The sequence below is a fragment of the Nocardia noduli genome (genome assembly GCF_019038455.1).
Classification (GTDB): Bacteria; Actinomycetota; Actinomycetes; order Mycobacteriales; family Mycobacteriaceae; genus Nocardia; species Nocardia noduli.
Map to the genome: position 1 here is coordinate 43,140 of NZ_JAFMPL010000041.1, position 16,193 is coordinate 59,332.

At 64.1% G+C, this 16,193-nt stretch carries 24 protein-coding genes; 1 reads left to right on the forward strand and 23 read right to left on the reverse strand.

Annotated features, from left to right (window positions below):
* Positions 1–128: 128 nt before the first annotated feature.
* The 8 genes from JZ792_RS21865 to JZ792_RS21900 form a co-directional block, all read right to left on the reverse strand.
* Entirely contained in the window at positions 129–806 is a 678-nt protein-coding gene (locus tag JZ792_RS21865; protein ID WP_216912801.1) for a hypothetical protein, read from the reverse strand.
* A 1,014-nt stretch (positions 807–1,820) separates the two neighbouring features.
* A complete protein-coding gene (locus JZ792_RS21870) occupies positions 1,821–2,171 on the reverse strand; it encodes a phage tail fiber protein (protein WP_216912803.1) in 351 nt (116 codons plus the stop codon).
* A 74-nt stretch (positions 2,172–2,245) separates the two neighbouring features.
* On the reverse strand, positions 2,246–2,581 hold the full coding sequence (locus JZ792_RS21875; protein WP_216912805.1) for an LtfC-like domain-containing protein: 336 nt from the start codon (positions 2,579–2,581) through the stop codon (positions 2,246–2,248).
* Positions 2,582–2,850: 269 nt separating this feature from the next.
* Entirely contained in the window at positions 2,851–4,236 is a 1,386-nt protein-coding gene (locus JZ792_RS21880) for a DUF7257 domain-containing protein (RefSeq protein ID WP_216912807.1), read from the reverse strand.
* Complete coding sequence (locus tag JZ792_RS21885) at positions 4,220–4,669, reverse strand: phage gene 29 protein family protein (protein ID WP_216912809.1); 450 nt, start codon at positions 4,667–4,669, stop codon at positions 4,220–4,222. Before JZ792_RS21885 ends, JZ792_RS21880 begins: the two co-directional genes overlap by 17 nt.
* Positions 4,670–4,714: 45 nt before the next feature.
* Positions 4,715–6,397 carry a Gp37-like protein gene (locus JZ792_RS21890; protein WP_216912811.1) on the reverse strand — a complete coding sequence of 561 codons (1,683 nt, stop codon included), beginning with the start codon at positions 6,395–6,397 and terminating at the stop codon, positions 4,715–4,717.
* Complete coding sequence (locus JZ792_RS21895; RefSeq protein WP_216912813.1) at positions 6,394–7,149, reverse strand: phage tail protein; 756 nt, start codon at positions 7,147–7,149, stop codon at positions 6,394–6,396. The genes JZ792_RS21890 and JZ792_RS21895 overlap by 4 nt, the downstream gene beginning before the upstream one ends.
* Before the next feature lie 161 nt (positions 7,150–7,310).
* Positions 7,311–7,775, reverse strand: a complete 465-nt coding sequence (locus JZ792_RS21900; RefSeq protein WP_216912815.1) for a hypothetical protein — start codon at positions 7,773–7,775, stop codon at positions 7,311–7,313.
* Between the two features lie 173 nt (positions 7,776–7,948).
* Between JZ792_RS21900 and JZ792_RS21905 the strand changes: the two genes are divergently transcribed.
* A complete protein-coding gene (locus JZ792_RS21905; RefSeq protein WP_216912817.1) occupies positions 7,949–8,500 on the forward strand; it encodes a hypothetical protein in 552 nt (183 codons plus the stop codon).
* A 7-nt stretch (positions 8,501–8,507) separates the two neighbouring features.
* On the opposite strand, the gene JZ792_RS21910 is transcribed toward JZ792_RS21905, so the two are convergent.
* The 15 genes from JZ792_RS21910 to JZ792_RS21980 form a co-directional block, all read right to left on the reverse strand.
* Entirely contained in the window at positions 8,508–8,897 is a 390-nt protein-coding gene (locus JZ792_RS21910) for a hypothetical protein (protein ID WP_216912819.1), read from the reverse strand.
* The gene (locus tag JZ792_RS21915) at positions 8,897–9,217 is read right to left on the reverse strand and encodes a hypothetical protein (RefSeq protein WP_216912821.1); all 321 of its coding nucleotides are present in this window, start codon (positions 9,215–9,217) and stop codon (positions 8,897–8,899) included. The genes JZ792_RS21910 and JZ792_RS21915 overlap by 1 nt, the downstream gene beginning before the upstream one ends.
* Before the next feature lie 161 nt (positions 9,218–9,378).
* Positions 9,379–9,711 (reverse strand): hypothetical protein, encoded by a 333-nt coding sequence (locus JZ792_RS21920; protein ID WP_216912823.1) that lies wholly within the window; start codon positions 9,709–9,711, stop codon positions 9,379–9,381.
* A 22-nt stretch (positions 9,712–9,733) separates the two neighbouring features.
* Positions 9,734–9,904, reverse strand: coding sequence for a hypothetical protein (locus JZ792_RS21925; protein ID WP_216912825.1), 171 nt, complete (start codon positions 9,902–9,904; stop codon positions 9,734–9,736).
* A gap of 115 nt (positions 9,905–10,019) precedes the next feature.
* Positions 10,020–10,934 carry an Ig-like domain-containing protein gene (locus tag JZ792_RS21930; protein ID WP_216912827.1) on the reverse strand — a complete coding sequence of 305 codons (915 nt, stop codon included), beginning with the start codon at positions 10,932–10,934 and terminating at the stop codon, positions 10,020–10,022.
* A 101-nt stretch (positions 10,935–11,035) separates the two neighbouring features.
* Entirely contained in the window at positions 11,036–11,485 is a 450-nt protein-coding gene (locus tag JZ792_RS21935) for a phage tail termination protein (RefSeq protein WP_216912829.1), read from the reverse strand.
* Positions 11,485–11,733, reverse strand: a complete 249-nt coding sequence (locus tag JZ792_RS21940) for a hypothetical protein (RefSeq protein ID WP_216912831.1) — start codon at positions 11,731–11,733, stop codon at positions 11,485–11,487. The genes JZ792_RS21935 and JZ792_RS21940 overlap by 1 nt, the downstream gene beginning before the upstream one ends.
* Before the next feature lie 289 nt (positions 11,734–12,022).
* Positions 12,023–12,700 carry a hypothetical protein gene (locus tag JZ792_RS21945; RefSeq protein ID WP_216912833.1) on the reverse strand — a complete coding sequence of 226 codons (678 nt, stop codon included), beginning with the start codon at positions 12,698–12,700 and terminating at the stop codon, positions 12,023–12,025.
* A gap of 78 nt (positions 12,701–12,778) precedes the next feature.
* Complete coding sequence (locus JZ792_RS21950; protein ID WP_216912835.1) at positions 12,779–13,075, reverse strand: hypothetical protein; 297 nt, start codon at positions 13,073–13,075, stop codon at positions 12,779–12,781.
* A 2-nt stretch (positions 13,076–13,077) separates the two neighbouring features.
* Positions 13,078–13,287 carry a hypothetical protein gene (locus JZ792_RS21955; protein WP_216912837.1) on the reverse strand — a complete coding sequence of 70 codons (210 nt, stop codon included), beginning with the start codon at positions 13,285–13,287 and terminating at the stop codon, positions 13,078–13,080.
* On the reverse strand, positions 13,287–14,060 hold the full coding sequence (locus JZ792_RS21960) for an N-acetylmuramoyl-L-alanine amidase (protein ID WP_216912839.1): 774 nt from the start codon (positions 14,058–14,060) through the stop codon (positions 13,287–13,289). Before JZ792_RS21960 ends, JZ792_RS21955 begins: the two co-directional genes overlap by 1 nt.
* Positions 14,061–14,192: 132 nt before the next feature.
* Complete coding sequence (locus tag JZ792_RS21965; protein ID WP_216912841.1) at positions 14,193–14,390, reverse strand: hypothetical protein; 198 nt, start codon at positions 14,388–14,390, stop codon at positions 14,193–14,195.
* 548 nt (positions 14,391–14,938) lie between these two features.
* Positions 14,939–15,121, reverse strand: a complete 183-nt coding sequence (locus JZ792_RS21970) for a hypothetical protein (RefSeq protein WP_216912843.1) — start codon at positions 15,119–15,121, stop codon at positions 14,939–14,941.
* A gap of 432 nt (positions 15,122–15,553) precedes the next feature.
* A complete protein-coding gene (locus tag JZ792_RS21975; protein WP_216912845.1) occupies positions 15,554–15,769 on the reverse strand; it encodes a hypothetical protein in 216 nt (71 codons plus the stop codon).
* Positions 15,770–15,963: 194 nt separating this feature from the next.
* A partial coding sequence (locus JZ792_RS21980) for a hypothetical protein (RefSeq protein ID WP_216912847.1) occupies positions 15,964–16,193 on the reverse strand: 230 nt, incomplete at its 5' end.

A 16,193-nucleotide genomic window follows, 5' to 3' on the forward strand; every position in this document is an offset into this window, starting at 1 on the left:
GTGCTCGACCTTGGGGTCGAGCACAGCATTTCGGGTGGGGTCCGGCGGACTCCGCCGCGGTCCTTCTCATTCAGATGCTTCTGCCATCGGTGCCCGTGTCGACGAGCCGTTTGCAACGATGTGTCGCCTCAGGTGATGCGCACGTAGGTTCCGGTGGCGTTGATGGTCGCTGGTGCGAGGCTGGCCAGGCTGTAGCCGTCACTGACCTCGAGGGTGATCTGGTCGTTCTCTGCGACAGTGACGGTGGCGCTGGCCACAGCAGGGTTGGCGGTGCTACCGGTGGCGATGACTGTGCCGTTCTTCTTCAGACGCGCCGCGATCGTGTTCGGGAAGGTACTCGCCGTCCAGGAGACATTGGCGGTGACGGTCGCCGATGTCTTGTTTCCCTGGCTCACCAAGGCATTGGTGTTCACGGTCGAGCCGGGATAGTTGGTGGTGTCTGCGGTCCATCCGGTCACCTGTATCCAGGTATTCTGGGCGTTGGGACCGGTCTGGGTTCCGCTCTTGTTCATTCCCGACGGCCGGAACCCGGGAACTGAGGCAGCCGTCAGATTTCCGGTGCCGGTCAGTGCGGCGGTTACTGGTGCGGGTGGGGTATTGGTTACCCCGATAGCGGTCGCCTTCGCGTAGAACACCGGTGCCGCCGAGGCTTTGGGCACGACCGCAGCCGAGAGTTCGCCGGCACTGTTCGACAGCGCGTTCGCCGTCGTGGCGCAGCCGGCCCCGTTGAAGAGAGCCGAAACCAGCACTGAACCCGTGCTACCCACGGCGACCGCGGCTGTGGCAGTTCCGGTGCTGGCGAGCACAGCAGCAACTGTTGGTCGGGCAACGACCGCGGCGGTGAGTTGCCCGGAAGCGCCCGCTGTCACCGCCAGGACTGTAGAGGCTTTCGCTGTTGTGAGTAGCGCCCCGGTACCGTTGAGTGCTGCGGTGATGAACGGCGGGATGATCGGAATGTCGCGCCCCGCGATAACCGAGGTCGGCGCCGAGGGCAAAGCGACTGTGTTCACGGGTGGGCCGGGGCTGGTCGGAGTAGCCGACGGCGACGCTGGCAGTCCTGCCGTCCTCCATGCGGTATCTGCCACTGCGGTTTCCTCCAAAAGTATTGTTGTATATAAGCTTTCGATGCGGCGTGATCGCCGGAGTTGTCAGCGACAGAGCAGGCCGGTGCCGCGCTCGACCATCGGCCGAGCGCGGCACCGAGCGGTTTCGACACGCACAGAAGCAGAACCGGCGACTCGCTGGACGAGTGCGCGGTCGCCTTCTAGCGGTGTCGTCCTTCCTATGCCGTGGCGGTGCCTCGGGCATAGAACGCCGGCCGCGCACCGGCATACACGGCCGTTGCCGTCGCCAATACGCCGAGACCGGTCAAGCCTGCGCTGGCACTCGAGGCATTGGTGTCCGCCCCGAATGACGCGTTCACCACGATTCGACTGCCGACTCCGCCCGCCACACGCGCCGTCGCGGACCCCGTGCCGCCGAAATTCGGAACACAGGACTGTGAGTACCTTGCTGTCGCGGTCAGCGAGCCCACGCCGCTACCTGCCGTGATCGTGGGCGAGGACGGCTTGAACAGCACTGTCGGCACGCCTGTGCCTGCGAAGAACGCTGTCACGAATGCCGGGACAACCGGTACTCGCGTCCCGTCGATGTGGGCGACCGGCGACGATGGTAGCGCTGTCCCGCCGGTCGACGGCGCTGGAATGACGGGAGCCACGGTCGGTGGTGCGGGGAGCGTTGCCACGATCAGCCGTTGTGAGGCTGTCATTTCGCCTTCCTATTCAATTGTGGCCCAGCCATTTCAGGCGGGGTCGGCGCACTCAGCTCATGGCGAAGGTGGGTGTGACGAGCAGGGTGCCCTGGGCTCCGAGGGTGGTGGAGGCGATGGCGACCTTGTCGATGAAGGTGCCGCCGGTGGCGGCGCTCCACAGTCCGGCGTGGGTGTAGGTGCCCGCGGGCAGGTTGATGGTGACCTGGCTGCCGGTGATCTGTCCGCTGGCCGGGGCGGACCAGGTGGTGGCGATCCGGGCGTAGGCGGGCGAACCGCCGGAGGCCTCGTTGGTGCCGGTGGTGCCGGGGTCGGCGGTGTGGACCGAGACGTAGACGGTGGTGGCGATGTTGGCGTAGGCGGTGCACAGGGCGTTTTTGGTGGCGGTGACGGCGATGGCCATGGTGGCTCCTTCGAGAGGTGTTGTGCGGAGGGTTGTTTCGCTGCCCCTGCATGTGCAAGGGACGTGGTGGTGAGCTAGGTTCTGACGACGATGCCCGCGAACCAGGCGTAGGTGGTCACCGGCGCGGTCGGGTAGGTCACGAGCATCGTGTACCGCGAATTGGCGGGGATGTCGTTGCAGGTCGCGGCTGCCACGTTCCATGTCGCCGCGGTCGAGGTGACGGTGGCCGACCAGGTGCCAAGCGAACTACCGCCGGGTGCGGTCAGGACGATCGATACCGTTGTACCTGCCGGAAATACGGCTCCGTCGGAGGGCTGGATCGTTTGTACGAAGCCGGCGCCCGTGGTCAGCTTCAACGGTTCGAGTGTGGGCTGATAGCCCAGATAGCCGGGATCGTTCGATGTGGTCATAGGGTTCCTTTCATGGTTGTGCCCCGTCCATCGGCTGCGGTGGACGATTCGGTTCGACGATTCGGTCGAGACCTGCCTCATCACGCCCCGAATGTTCAGACCGATTGCGGAGCGCGACATCCAATGGATGCGCGCCGACTGCTCTCACGGCAGAGGGGCCTGTTGGGTTGGCGTGATGTGCGCACGCTCGGAGCCAGGCGCGAATTCGATAGGGCGGCCTCGGAACGACTTGGCCGGTGATGCTCGTGCTGCGCCGAGCATTTCGAGCGTCAAGAGAAGGAGCAGAGGGTGCCGTCGAAGTAGGTTCGGGTGCCGGAGGTGTCGCCGTACATTCCGTTCGAGCCGGCGATGTAATAGCCCGGCGCCCAAACGGTCCCCTCGCCGGCGAAGACGACGAAGGTGCCTCCTGAGCGATAGACCACGGAGCCTTCGGTTTCACCGCCGCCGCGGACGAGTTTCCACAGTCCGCCTGGATTCGGTGCGCTCCACAGGGATACGTTGTAGAGGTAGCCGGTTCCACACGGCTGGTTCCATTGAGCGCTGACGTTCATGATGTACCAGCCGGGTTTGGTGATCTGGATCTGTCCGGAGGCCAGGTCGAGAACGTTGATCTTGTTCGCTTGGCGGACGGTGTCGAAGATCGTGCCGTACCGGTTGCTTCCCGCACTCTGGGTCACGGCGGTGGTGCTCTGTCGATACAGCGACCAGCCGGTTCCGACCACCGGTGGTGAGGTGGTGTCGGCTGCGGCGAAGGATTCGGCATCGAATCCGTAGTACATGGTCGTGCCGCCCCAACCTGTTTCGGCGAGGAAGGCGCTGTAGAAACCGACATAGCGGTTGTTCGCGCCGACCGGGGACGTGACTGCGGTGTCGGTGTAGCCGAGTCGGCTGACGCCGTTGATCAAGACCTCGTAGGCCGAGCCCGTCGCAGCGACGGTGACGGTATCCCCCGTGCTGAGTGTCAGCCCTGTCTTCTCGACCCAGGTGGTGATGGTCATGGTCCCACCGACCAGAGTGCCGCGCTGCAGCATCACTTTCGTCGTCCCGATCTGAACGATGACGAACGTGGAAAGGTCCGCGGCCGCGCGGATGAGCAGGCCACTGCCGGTGTAGTAACCGGCCTGGTTGGCTCGACCGAGCACTAGCGACACCGACTGGGCATCGGTCATCAACGGCGTCTTGTACAGCGCGAAGTCACCACCGGTACCAGTGTTGCCGCCCTTGGCGATACCCGCCTGGTTGGAGACGATGACCATGTCGGGAACCGCGGTCGCGCCGCTGTTCCACTTGATGACATCCCATTTGGTGGTGTCCCAGATTTCGAAGACGTCGGTGACCGCGGCTCCGCCGACGTCGTTCTGGGTTTGGCCGGTTTGCAGGTTGGCGATCGCTGAGGCGTTGGACGCGGAGGTGTTCTGCGCGGCGGTCGCTGTCGACTGCGCGTCCGAGGCGCCGACCTGTGCCGAATTCGCGGCGCTCAGAGCACGGTTGGTCACCGAGTTCAGGTTCGAGCCGACCGCGTCCACGCCGGCGAATGACCCCATGACACTGGACAGGATCGATTGCTGCGCCGCGGCCCAGGTGACGCTTTGCAAGCTGCGGATCGAGCCGCCGGTGTACGCACCGGAGGGGACCTTCTTATCGGGACTCGTCATCGGTCACCTCCTCCAGCGACACTCGAGCAGTGCCGACCTGCGCGTGGTTGGAGTCGAGATCGCGAGGATCGACCAGGTGTTTGAGCTCACCGGATTCGCGCAATTGCTGCACCAGGTACGCGCGCTCATCCGGTGTCAGATGGGTGACGTCGGGGGCCGAGGCCTCGGCCGGCTGTACGGCACCCTTCTCGGCCCATTGTCCCGCGCCGTTGAGCCAGTGTGTGACCCCCCGTGCGGGCGGGTGGAATTGTTTGGTCTGTTCGTCCGGGTAGTGGCGAAATCCGAGGTCCCACAGATGTTTCGACCACTGCCGAAGCACATCGGGATGCACCAGTAGCGGTGAGTTCCGAGGCCCCGGCAAACCGACCAGCGCCCAGACGAACGCCTCGTACGGGTCGTCCGGGTCGCAGTCCTCATGCAAAGGAATGGGCATAGTTCTCTCCGACAAATAGAAGAATGGATGACCGGCCTGGACGGATCACATCTGGATGGCCAGAGAATGGATGTCGTCGACGATGTCGGAGACAACCCGCATCGACTTGGCGAACGGCATGTCGTGATCACGGTCCGAGCCGATGGTGATCTGCCAGGCGGGGCTGGCCGTGCGTGACCAGGCGAGTTCGAGTTCGGTCACCTGGTCGACGTAGACCGAGCCCTCGGGCATGCCCTTGACGGTGGAGCCGACACGATCACCGAGGAAGAAGTGCCCTTGGCCCTGGTCGCCGATCAGGTACGGTTCGCCGTTGGCGACGGTGAACTTGTGGGTGAAATGCCGCCGTGTCTTCCACAAACCCTCACCGAGAGTGAGCAGCGAGCCGAGGGTATAGGCACGGTCGGCACTGTTCTCGAAATGCTCGTAGTAGTGCGACCAGCCCGAATTCGCTTCGCGCTGTGGCGAACTGAACTGCATCCAGGCCAGCAAAGTATCCGAGAGCAACGCTGTGGCGATGGTGTTCACCACCGCGGTCGTACCGTTCGCGATGCCGGCCATGATGGGACCGACATAGGCCACTGAGCCGAGTGCGCCCGCGGTGACCATGCCGACGAACTGGATCGCCGAGGAGATCGCTTCGTTCACACCCGGCATCGAATGACCGCCGGTGAGGATCTGTGTGGCCGAGGACGGGTTGATCACGAACTGGGAGGTCTGGATTCCGGTGTGGTCGTTCTGGCGATACACCACCCATGGGTTGGACGGCAGTGTGCCCATCCATCCCGGGTTCTTGTACTGCGCCGGGGCGTTCTGATCCGGCAGGACATCCGGGCTGTAGTCGAGCAGGGTGTTGTCCAGGACCTGCATGGTGTGCGCCAGGCCGTCCCATACGTCGCCGCCGGTGCTGGTACCGGTCCAGAATCCGGATTTGTCGACGATATCGATGACCAGGCAGCCGTGGCGCAGGTTCGCACCCGGCCACGGCGGCGGATCACCGCGCAACCAGCGGCGGGTGACGACGGCCAGTTGCGCGGATTCGAGTGCGCCGGAGGCAGCTTCGTGGAAGTTCCGGAATCGGGAACCGAAGATCGTCCACATCGAGGTGTCGGAGGCGAAGTCGCCGGGTTTGACCACCACGGCCCAGTTCGACTGATCGAGCCCGCCCCACTGGCTGGAGTCGATCGGATCCTCGGGTATCGGTGCCGACAGCGAGGATTCCAGTCGCAGCAGGTTCAGGTGCAGCGCGGTCTTGAGCACCCAGACGCTGGGGCCGGCGAGCATGAACTCGCGGGGGATCTGCACGGCTGCGGGCAGGAAAGGGTTGGACCAGCAGTAGATGTGTTTGAGTTCCTGATAGGAGTGCATGAACAGCAACTCCACGGTGGTGACGCCGTGCTCGTCGGTCTTGATGACCGCCTTCTCCAGCCTGCCGTCCCAGCGCGCACCGTCTTTGTCGACGGTGATGTGCACGTTCTGCGTCGCGCGTCCGTTGATGTCGACAGCCCACACCGCCAAGTAATAGTCATACGGCAGCACCAGCATCCCGGTGCCGGACTGGTTGAGCACCCAGCGGAAGTCCGCGTTGATCTCGGCACCGCAGATGCCGCGCAGATTCCAGTCGCCGTCCCACAGCCGCACCAGCGGCCGTCCGTAGCGCTGCTGTTTGCGAGTCGCTCTCGACTTTTGCGCGTCCGCGTAGATCGCGGGCAGATCGGTCACGGTAGTCACTGCAGCCCCCACGGACGCGACCAGTTGCGTGGCTGCACCACCAGTACCGACGCGCCGACCGGTGCCCCGGTCACCGTCACTGTGACATTGGTGGCCGCGGTGTAGGGAGGCACCGGGTACAGGAAGCTGACACCGTTCATCAACGCCCAGATCTGGGACCGATCGGCCGCGACGATCATCTCCTCCATGGGATCGGTGTCGATGGTCAGGTCTTGGCCGGTCGTGGTGACCGGGAGGGTGATCGTGCGCGCCGCGTCAGCGGCGTTCGCACCCCAGGAGAAGTCCGGCAGGGTCCACTTGCCCGGCGCCGAACACACCCATTTCAGCCACATCGGCTGATCGGTCGGATTGGCGATACTCAGGGTGCCGCTCTGGCTGGTACTCGGGGCGGTCGTGGAGATGGTCGAGGCCCACGCGCTGGTGACATTCGATTCCACCCACCACGGATTGCCCGCGGTGCAGGTCATGACGACTTTGCCCCACCGCTTCAGATGCGGGTCTTTGTCCGGTTTGAAGTCCGGCTGCTCCGACATGCGCAGTTTCAACGATCTCGTGCCGAAGTCGGTGGTGATCGTCAATGTCGAATCCCGGTCATACGCCCACGCTTTGCGCCAGGCCGAATCCACCGCCTCCCACGACCGTCCCGCCGCTTCGGAGATATTGAGCGCGAACACGACATCGCGTTTGTTGGTCCGGTATCCACCGAACGACGAGCCGACCTGAAAGGCCGACTGATTCCAGATCGTCGTCACCGGAGCGTCGTACAAACCGCTCGGTGACGTCGCCAATTCCACACCCTCACGACCACGACCCTGACCAGCGATCGTCCATATCGAACCATCCACCCCGGTCACCGTGATCATCGCAGCATTCGGCGCCACAGATTCACCTCAATCCATTCATCGAGCCACCATCACGAACGGGACAATTCCCATTGGATGGCAAGCACTTTCAATCTGCTGATGATGTCTTCGTTGCTCGACATCGAAATATTCACCGTCGCGGGCTGCCCCGGCGCCGCGGGCGGCGCGTACGCGTTTCCGGAACTACGCCGGCCCTGGTCGGCCTGCGAGGCCAACATCTTCTGCAAGAACTGCGGATCAGCGTTGAGCGCCTGCAGGAACGGTCGGTTCACCGACGTGGTACGCGCGTTCATCACGAACTCGCCATCGGAGAGCCAAGCCGGGATCTTGTCGCCGACCGAGGAACCAGGACCGGTGACGTCACCACCGGTTGCTCGGCGGATGGCAGTGGTCGGAACAACGCCCGACGTCGCTGGCAGCGGGGACGCGCCCAGCCGCTCGAAATTCTGCGTGAATCCCAGGTGGGCCGAATCGGCGATTTCGGGAGTCGTCGAGCCGATATAGCGGTCGAGCAATGTTGCACGCGAGGGCTCCCGCGAAGGTTCCTCCGCATTCTTACCTCGGACTGATGCCATGGTTTCTCCAATAGTGATGGACTCGGACGCGAGCCACTCGGTCCGCGGGCCCTCTGGCCGGACGGGCCCTAGATTGCTTATTCGCCCGCGCGTGGTATTCCGTGAGTGTGAAGATGACTTGGCTGAGGCCGATCGCGGCGATCTGTGCGGTATCGGCGACGATCGCCGCCCTCACGCTGGTCGTGTGGAATCGCGAAGCCGTCGGCACATGGCTCGATCTCGATACCGTCCCTTGGGGATCAGCCGAGCAAGAGATTCTGCGTGCATTCCCCGAACTCATGCCGGACCGAAAATTCGGCGACGCGTGGCAGACCGGGTACCACTGCGGTGGTCCTGAGAGCCAGAGTCCACCCAAGATTGTCTGTGGTGGTGAGACTGTCGATCCTTATCTCACGATCACCGACTTCGGCAGCCGCGACGCGGTACTACACCACATCGGGCTCGAATCCCATGCTGTGTGGCCCGATCGCCCCGTCGGTCATCCGAGTTTCCCGCAGCCCCTGACCGGAACACCGAGAATGCGGTTGGACGACACCGCGCGGGTCCTCGTGCGATTTCCCGCGAATTCGACGAAATCACGTTTTCTGCTCGAGATCTCCTGGCCACACCACAGCGAGGACGACGTCTTCGATCAGTGGGTGCCGAATCTGCCGATTCGTCCCTGACGGGCGATCAGCTGACGTACACACCGATCCAGAGTCCGGCGCCGATCGCTTGCCCGGTGCCGTTCTGATGCATTCGGATGTCGATGACATCGCCGGATTGGAATATCGGCTGCGCGGTGATCGGCACCGAAATCGGCACCTCGGCAGCGAGATTCACCCCCACACTCGTCGTCACCGAACCGAAGGTCTGGATCACCGTTCCGGCCCGTAGTTGACGCACGGAGATGGTGGCGTTGTTGGTCGTCGCTCCCGTCACCGTGGAATAGCTCGGTGGAGCGACGATTTCGATATCCGTCACGGTGTCGCCACTGTAGAAGACCGGCGAGTAGACACCGGCCAATGTTGTGACGTCGGCGCCGGCGGCGGCCTGTGCGGGCAGTACGGCGGTGTAGATCATCAGCCCTCCCAGGCAGGTGTGGTGAACTGGTCGATGAGGTTTTGCAGGGATTCGTCGCGACGCTGGTCTCGCGCCAGGTCGACGGCGCTGACCGGGCGGGGCATCGGTGTGATCGCCGGCGGGTCTCCGCCGGCGGCAGCGATGACGGCGACCTGTACTCCTTGCAGGGCGTCGATGATCGACAGCAGCAGGTAACTGTCGATGGTGTACCCCTCCGGTGTGGGACCGGTGAGTTCGTCGGTCTCCTCGTAGAGGTCCAGGTCGACCTCGACTTGTTCGGCGGCGAGGATCTGTTCGGCGAGTTCACGGTCCATGGCCAATGCCGACCGGTATTGGGAGCCGTGGGGCAGTCGGTCCTTGAACGCCCAGATGGTCCGCCAGTCGCGGGTGCGAATTGTGTCGGGCCCGAAGCAGTCCCGGACGTCGATGCCGCGCTCGAGCAGGTCGTAGTCGAGCGCGGCACCGAAGCGTTCCCAGAACTCTACGAGCCCTGCGATCCCCCCGGCAGCTCCGAGGAGCCTTGGCCGAAGAGGTGGGCGTAGAGGTCTTTCTGGAAGGCGTACCACTCATCCAGCGGCCGTTCGGCGAAGAGGGCCTCGACGGCGTCGTACTGGTCGCCCAGGACGACGGCCATCTGCTCGTCGTCGTTGTGTGTACGCCGCAGGGCCAGAAGTTGGCCGCGGGTGACCGGCGCGATGGAGATCTCGTCGGTCAGGCGGTAGGGAGCGCGGCGGCGCGGAGCGAGTTCGGCCTGCAGCTCGTGGAAGCGGCCGCCGACTTCGGTCCCGACGGGAGTATCGGATGAGTGTGTCATGGTGGTCTCCGGATGTGTTGTGTTACTTGGACTTCGACGCGTCGTTTTCGGTGTCGACGACGACCGCGGCCTCGATCTTGGGTTCGTGGCCGAGCTTGTAGACGGCGTTGACGTATTCCGAGGCGTTGGACACGATGTAGTCGTTGTCGCCGTCGGTCATCGTGACGGGGTACTGGGTGGGAATGGCGGACACGTGGACCCGCTTTCTTCTCCGGAAGAATGGATAGGGAGGTTGTGGGGCGTGCCATGACCGGAGACACACGACACGCCCCACGCCCAGGCCTGGGGCCTGGGAGTTCGAGCACCCTTTAGCTGACGGTGACCGCGCAGGTCGCGGTGGCCGCGGTGCCGCCGGGCGGGGTGAAGGAGGCCGTGATGACCGTCGCGCCGGCCGAGACGCCGGTGATGACGCCACTGGCGGCGACGGTCGCCTTGGCCGGGACCGAGGAGGTGAAGGTGACCGCGGAATTCGCGATGACCCCACCGAACTGGTCGGTCACGACCAGCGGGGCGGAGGCGGCACCGGTGGCCACGGTCAGGGTGGCCGGGGTGACGGTGAGGGTGGCGTTGTAGTTCAGGCCCGACTGCGCTACCAGCTTCTTCCAGCCCAGGCCGCCGAAGCCGTGGGCGACCGCGTAGCCGGCGGTGTCGTCCTTGAACGCGACCATGGTCAGTTTCTGAGCGAGAACCTCGGTCGGGTTCCACTGCTCCCCGCCGAATTTGCTGACCGCGACCTTGGGCAGGACCTTGTAGATGTAGATCGGGTTGGCGTCGTTGCCGTCCTTGCCGATGATGATCGCCGAGTAGTAGGTGATCTCCTCCGAGGCCGGCTGGGGGAAGAACACCTCACCGGAGGCGGCATCGGCCTTGACCTGCGTCAGGTTGGCGCTGGTGGCGAGCTTCAGCGTGAGCGCGTTGGTCTGCTGCGGCTGGAATTCGATGGTGGTGATATCGCTGGTGACGTCGTTGCGCACCGGCTGCAGTTCACCGTAGGCCTCGATCGGCGCGGCGGTGATACCGCGGGCGAAGGCCACACCGGTCTTCTTGTCGATCAGGCCGACCGGCTGGAACGCCGAAGGCAACGACTGCAGGTTGCCGGAGGTATCGGTGAACGCCGCGGGCGCCGGGGTGTACCAGGGGGCGATGAACACGGCAGCATCCAGCGGCTTGAGCAGCAGCGATCGCTGCGCCGACTTGAGCGCCGTGAGATTGGTGGCAGGCATATGTCTCCATTCGAGCGCCCGCGACATGCGGGCATGGTTAACGCACCGACACCGGTTCGATGTCGGTGAAAAGCCCCATCCGGGACGGGTTTTCGCTCCGCCTACTGGCGGCGGGCTTCGATCGCGAAGGCGACTTCGACCATCTGATTGAGGGGGTCGAGGTCGGGCACCTCGGTCAGACCGCGGCTACGGCGCAGAATCGGGGCATGGAATTTCGGCTCGTCGGCTTCGACTTCCTCGACGTAGTCGACGAGCACACCATTGACTCGGCTGGCCGGTGCGCCCAGCATCGCGGTACGGATCTGAACAGCCAACTGCTGTGCTTGGGCACGAGTAGTCCCGAAGGCGACGACATCGACCTTCGCCTTGTAGGTGATCGCGTTGATATCCAGCGTTCCACCGGAATTGCGGACCCAGATCAACGGAAGCGCCGACTGCAACGCCGTCGAGGTGGCAGGCAGTGTGGTGACAGTAGTGGCGACCGGAGTGAACAGATCGAGCATGAACTGTTCGAAATCAGGGAACTCCCCCGCCACGGGATAGGCCGGCATCACACCACTTCCGGTGCCGAGCCGAGCGAAACGGTCGCGTCCAGACCCTCTTCGGTCGGAGCGGGCGCCGGAACCGCCGCGACGACGGTCATGGCGAGACCCTGCGCGAGATTGGACAGGACGTCGATATCGGCCTTCAGCGTCGCCAGCCGGGCGACCACGGCTTGAATATCGGTGACGATCTGTTCGGCGAGGGATGTGGGGGATTCATCGGAGGTGGGCACGATCTTCTCCAAAGTCGGGTTCACGGAAACTCCGTGGAAACGAATACATTCGGGTGTGGGCCGACAGCTCGCAAACGGCGGTCACGGCCACAGGGAATTCCAGGGATACGCGGCACATCGGCGTATCCGCCCCGCGAACCCCGCTCCGGCACTGCACGGATCACAGTCCGAACAATGGCAGCAACAGCGGAATCAGGTCACTGATCAATTTCACGATGTCTGCGATGACGGTGAGCATCCCTTCACCCCCTCTCTCTGATCTGGGACGACATGGTCATAACTGCACTACTCCGAAGCCCAGGCGGGTTTGGAATCAGTGCACGTGTGAGAGGTAGGTCAGTGCGCGATCACGCAACGCGTTGTTCGGCACCACCGGGCCATAACCCTCGGACCTGACCACGTTGATAGTGGTGGACCGGTCGATCTCCGGACCACTCAGACGGCCTTCGAGACTGCGCAACCGCGGCTGCGACGCCCTCGGCAACGGAGCAGTCTTTCGCAACGAGTCGACCTGGTTCGAGAATTGCTGAACCACATTCCCGACCACGTTGGTCAACGCGGTCGAGGCGGCGGCGGCCGCCGCTCCCGCAGGCCCGGTCACCGCGCCGACCAGCGCCGACATCACGTCCTCCCCGCCCGCACCGGCAACCTGCGTGCGGGAGCCCTGGGCGATGTTGTACCAGTTGTGCCACTGCAGAAACGGGAACAACGAACCCGACTTGGCGGTGGAAAGAAAGCCGCCGTCATTGCTGGGGCCGTGCTCCTCTTCCACTTCGCCTCCGGCCGCGAAAGCCTTACCCTGTAAAGCTTTCCCCAGCATCGCTCCCCCGGTCGAGGCTACGGTGGACCATTGCAGGAACGGGACAAGCGAACCCGGGCGTGACATCGCCAGCATCCCGTCATCCCAGTCCGGGCGCCGCCCTTCCTCCACGTCGCCGCCGTCGGCGAAACGCACGAATTGCACGCCATCGCGTACGTCTTCGAAAGACATATCAACCATCCATCAGCTTCTAATCGTTCGGTATGCGCAACGCGCAGGATGAGACGCCGCCACGACTGTCGGACGGGCTCAGATCTCTTCTTCGAGCGAGGGCGGGATCTTGTAGCGTGCCTGCGGTGGTTCCTGGCCTGGCACGTGTAGCCGCAGGAAGAGTCGGAGTTCGTCGATGTGGTCCTGCAGGGCGCGGATCAGGCGGATCGCGTCGCGGAAACGTTTCTTGTCATCGACAGCTTGCGCCTCGAGGGATTCGACTCGGGTGCGGAGTTTGTTGACCTCGCGGGCCTGCCATGCGGTGATTGCGCCGATCACCGAGGCCATCGCCATCCCCGATGCCTGCACCAACTCGGGGTTGAACCATGCGGGCACCGTCAACGCCCGCTGTCGGGGCGGGCCACCGGACTCACCGCGGGACGGATGAGCGCACCCGCCAGGACGGGTGTCAGCAAGCCGTAGACGGTCAGTACCGCTTCGATCCAGGCGGTGTCGATCGTGTGGCCGAGCAAGTACGCCACGACACCGGTGATCGCGACCAGTACCGACCGGACCAGCGCGGGCTCGGGCAAACCGTGGATACGCATCAGAGTTTCTCCTCTGTCGCACTCAGCAGCCGGTCGAGTTTGAGTTCCAGCGCCTTCAAACGTTGTTCGGTGCGATAGTCGGCGGCATCGGCGTTGAGCACATACCCCGCGATGGTGTCGCGGTACTCCGAATCGGAGACCCGTGACTGGAAGCCGTAGGTCAATTCGAAATGCACCCTGCGCAACTTGTCGAGCAACTCGCGTTGCTCGGGATCGGAAAGCGCCATCAGCGCACCGCCTTTCAAACGATCCGCGACATCGGCGCGGAAGAGATCCATATCCATGGCGCCGGGATCCCACTTACCTTGTTTGGGTCCGGCCCATTCCTTGTGGCCGATCACGCGATCGGCACCGTGGCCCAGCCTGCGCAGAATCGCCGCGCAACATCCCACGTAGGCGTCGTACTGCGCGCTCGACCAGCCCTCGGTGCCGTTGTTGGCAGCCTCGACACCGATCGTGTGATAGTTGGCGTTGTCCTCCGGCAAACCCGGCCACGCTCCCCGACCCGCGTGCCAGGCGACCCCTACCGCGACGACGGTCACGGTGCCGTCCCGGGCGAGGTGCACTTGGGAGAGCGGGCCTTCCAACGTCGGTAGTCCGTAGGCGATTTCCGACGCGGGGGTGCGTGAGCTGCCGGTGTGATGGGCGATCACACCCCAGATCTCACCGAAATCGCCGTGGCCGCGCTCGCGCCAGTCGGAGAACTCCACGACCCGCAGGCCTTCTTCTCGCAGTACATCGGCCAGCCACACCGGATCCCCAGTCCACGACATGGGCGTCCTGCCTTTCTCTCTTCGATTCGAAACATTGCCCGGCACGCGCGATGCGCACTCCCGGTCGCCGGGCAGGGCTCGACGACAGCGAGGACGTTGTGGGCGGTGCGGTCAGCCGACCGCCGAGTTTCTTCAGTGCTGCCGCGACGAGTCGGGGACCAGTCGTCCCGCTTGGACCAGAGCACGGTAGGCCGCGGCCTTACGCCGACACGTGTCGAGCGTGCAGTCGCGATGGACACGCATCGCGGTATGCGCCAGGTCCAGGGTCAGTGGCTCGGCGGGCTCGTCGTGAGCGGCTCCCTCGAGCAGTTCGAGCAGTGGATCAGACATAGTCGCCTCCCTTCGTGCAATTCGGGTTCTCGCGCAGGATTGGCTGCTCAGTGCCCTTTCGGGCCATATCGGATCAGGAAGGGGGCAGACTCCGGAATCGGCAGCATCTTGCAAGGTCTGCGCGCCGCCGAGCCGTCACCGCGCGGTTTCCTATCCCTGTCTCGAGCGTTTCGCCGGTGACTGACGGTTGTTGAGTACACCAGGACTGTTCGGTCACCGCCCGGCAGCAGACCTGGGTCGACCTACGCCTTCAACCGGTGCCGACGACGCACGGCACGAACGTCACCGGTTGCGCGGCGGGGCCTGAACGCAATCTCCCGCGCCGCAACTGGATATAGACGAACTCGGCATGATTTCGCGCCGCCCGAGCCAACTTGAGATGCTTCCAGAGGGAAGAGTCGTGCAGCCTCGGCGCCGATCGAGGCTGCGGCGTTGTGTGTGGTCAGGGCACGGAGGCGAACGCCGGCGGGGACAGCACGACGACGGCGCCGCTACAAGCTTGTCGTGGCCTGCCCGGTGTGGTGGCTGTCGAGTTCGCAGAGGTCCGCTCAGCCGAACAGTTCGACGGGGTCGCGACCGAGGAGATGGCATACGCGAACAAGATCGCACAGGGTCGGTTTGTCGCGTCTCAGGCGACCCGCCACCGCGCCGCCGAGTTCACCACGCACCTTGGATATCGCCTCTTCGTCGAACAGGTGGGTAAACGACAACGCCTGGTTTTCCCGATCCACGGTTCCATATCCCCTTCACACCGTCCCCGACCACACTCGCCGGTCCACCCCGCGAGCCTCCCGCGAACAACGTTGTCGTGGTGCGATCGCGCCACGATCCCACCGGTTCGCGATACGACAAACCGGTAGGCCGCAGCCCCTACCGCACCGCCGTGGGCGAGCTATCGCGACGAAGAACCACAGCTCTTCGCGCGGAAGTCACGACAATTCGCCACTTCCGCTCCAGCAATGCCTCGATCGGTCCGGGTAGTGGCGACTACACCACCACCCGGGCCAGCCGATGCGACGACCATACTCGAACATATGTTCTATTGGCAATCAGCATCCGGGCCGCAATCGTTGTTACCTACGGGTTCGAAAGGAGTCGCATCGCTATCACCATCTGGTGCCGCGGTCACACGCACGGATCGCCCGCGGGGTTCGCGACTGAGCTCAGCGGGCGGTCTGCGCGTTGCGCGAACGCTGTTCGGCGAACAGGTCGAGGGGGTCGCGTCCGAGAAGAAGGGAAGCGGTGATCAAGTCACACAGAGTGGGCCGATCGCGGGCTATGCGTTCGCCGACCTCCGGGCCCAGGCGTTCGATCACGATCGTCAGCGCCTCGGTATCGAACCGATCAGCGAACGACAGGGCCTGACTGTTTTGTTCCACGATCACAATTCCCCTTCGACCTTCCCCGATACACGCGATCGCGATTCCAAGAGTTCGGCCCCCGGCACTGTCTCTCGATCATGTCGATCGCACCGGCTGCTAGCCGCGGCCGGATATTGGAGGACTGTATCAAGAGCTTCCGTTTGGAAGGCTTTGTGGCGAGGCGACTCTCGGGTAACGAGTGCCGGATTCGGTTACAGGCCGAGCAATGGCGCGATGATGGGCAGGACCAGTGGAGCGAGCCGGCAGGCCAGTTCCAGGATGTCCAAGACGATGGTGAGCATTGATTCACCTCCCTTACTTGTCGAGTGGATGGCCCCACCCCCGGTTCGCCGTGAACCGGGGGTGGGGCGGGGCGCCCCGACGCGCACATCGTCTGCGACCGCGGCGGGTGGGCCTGCGGGAAACGGGAGTGCGGTCGGGG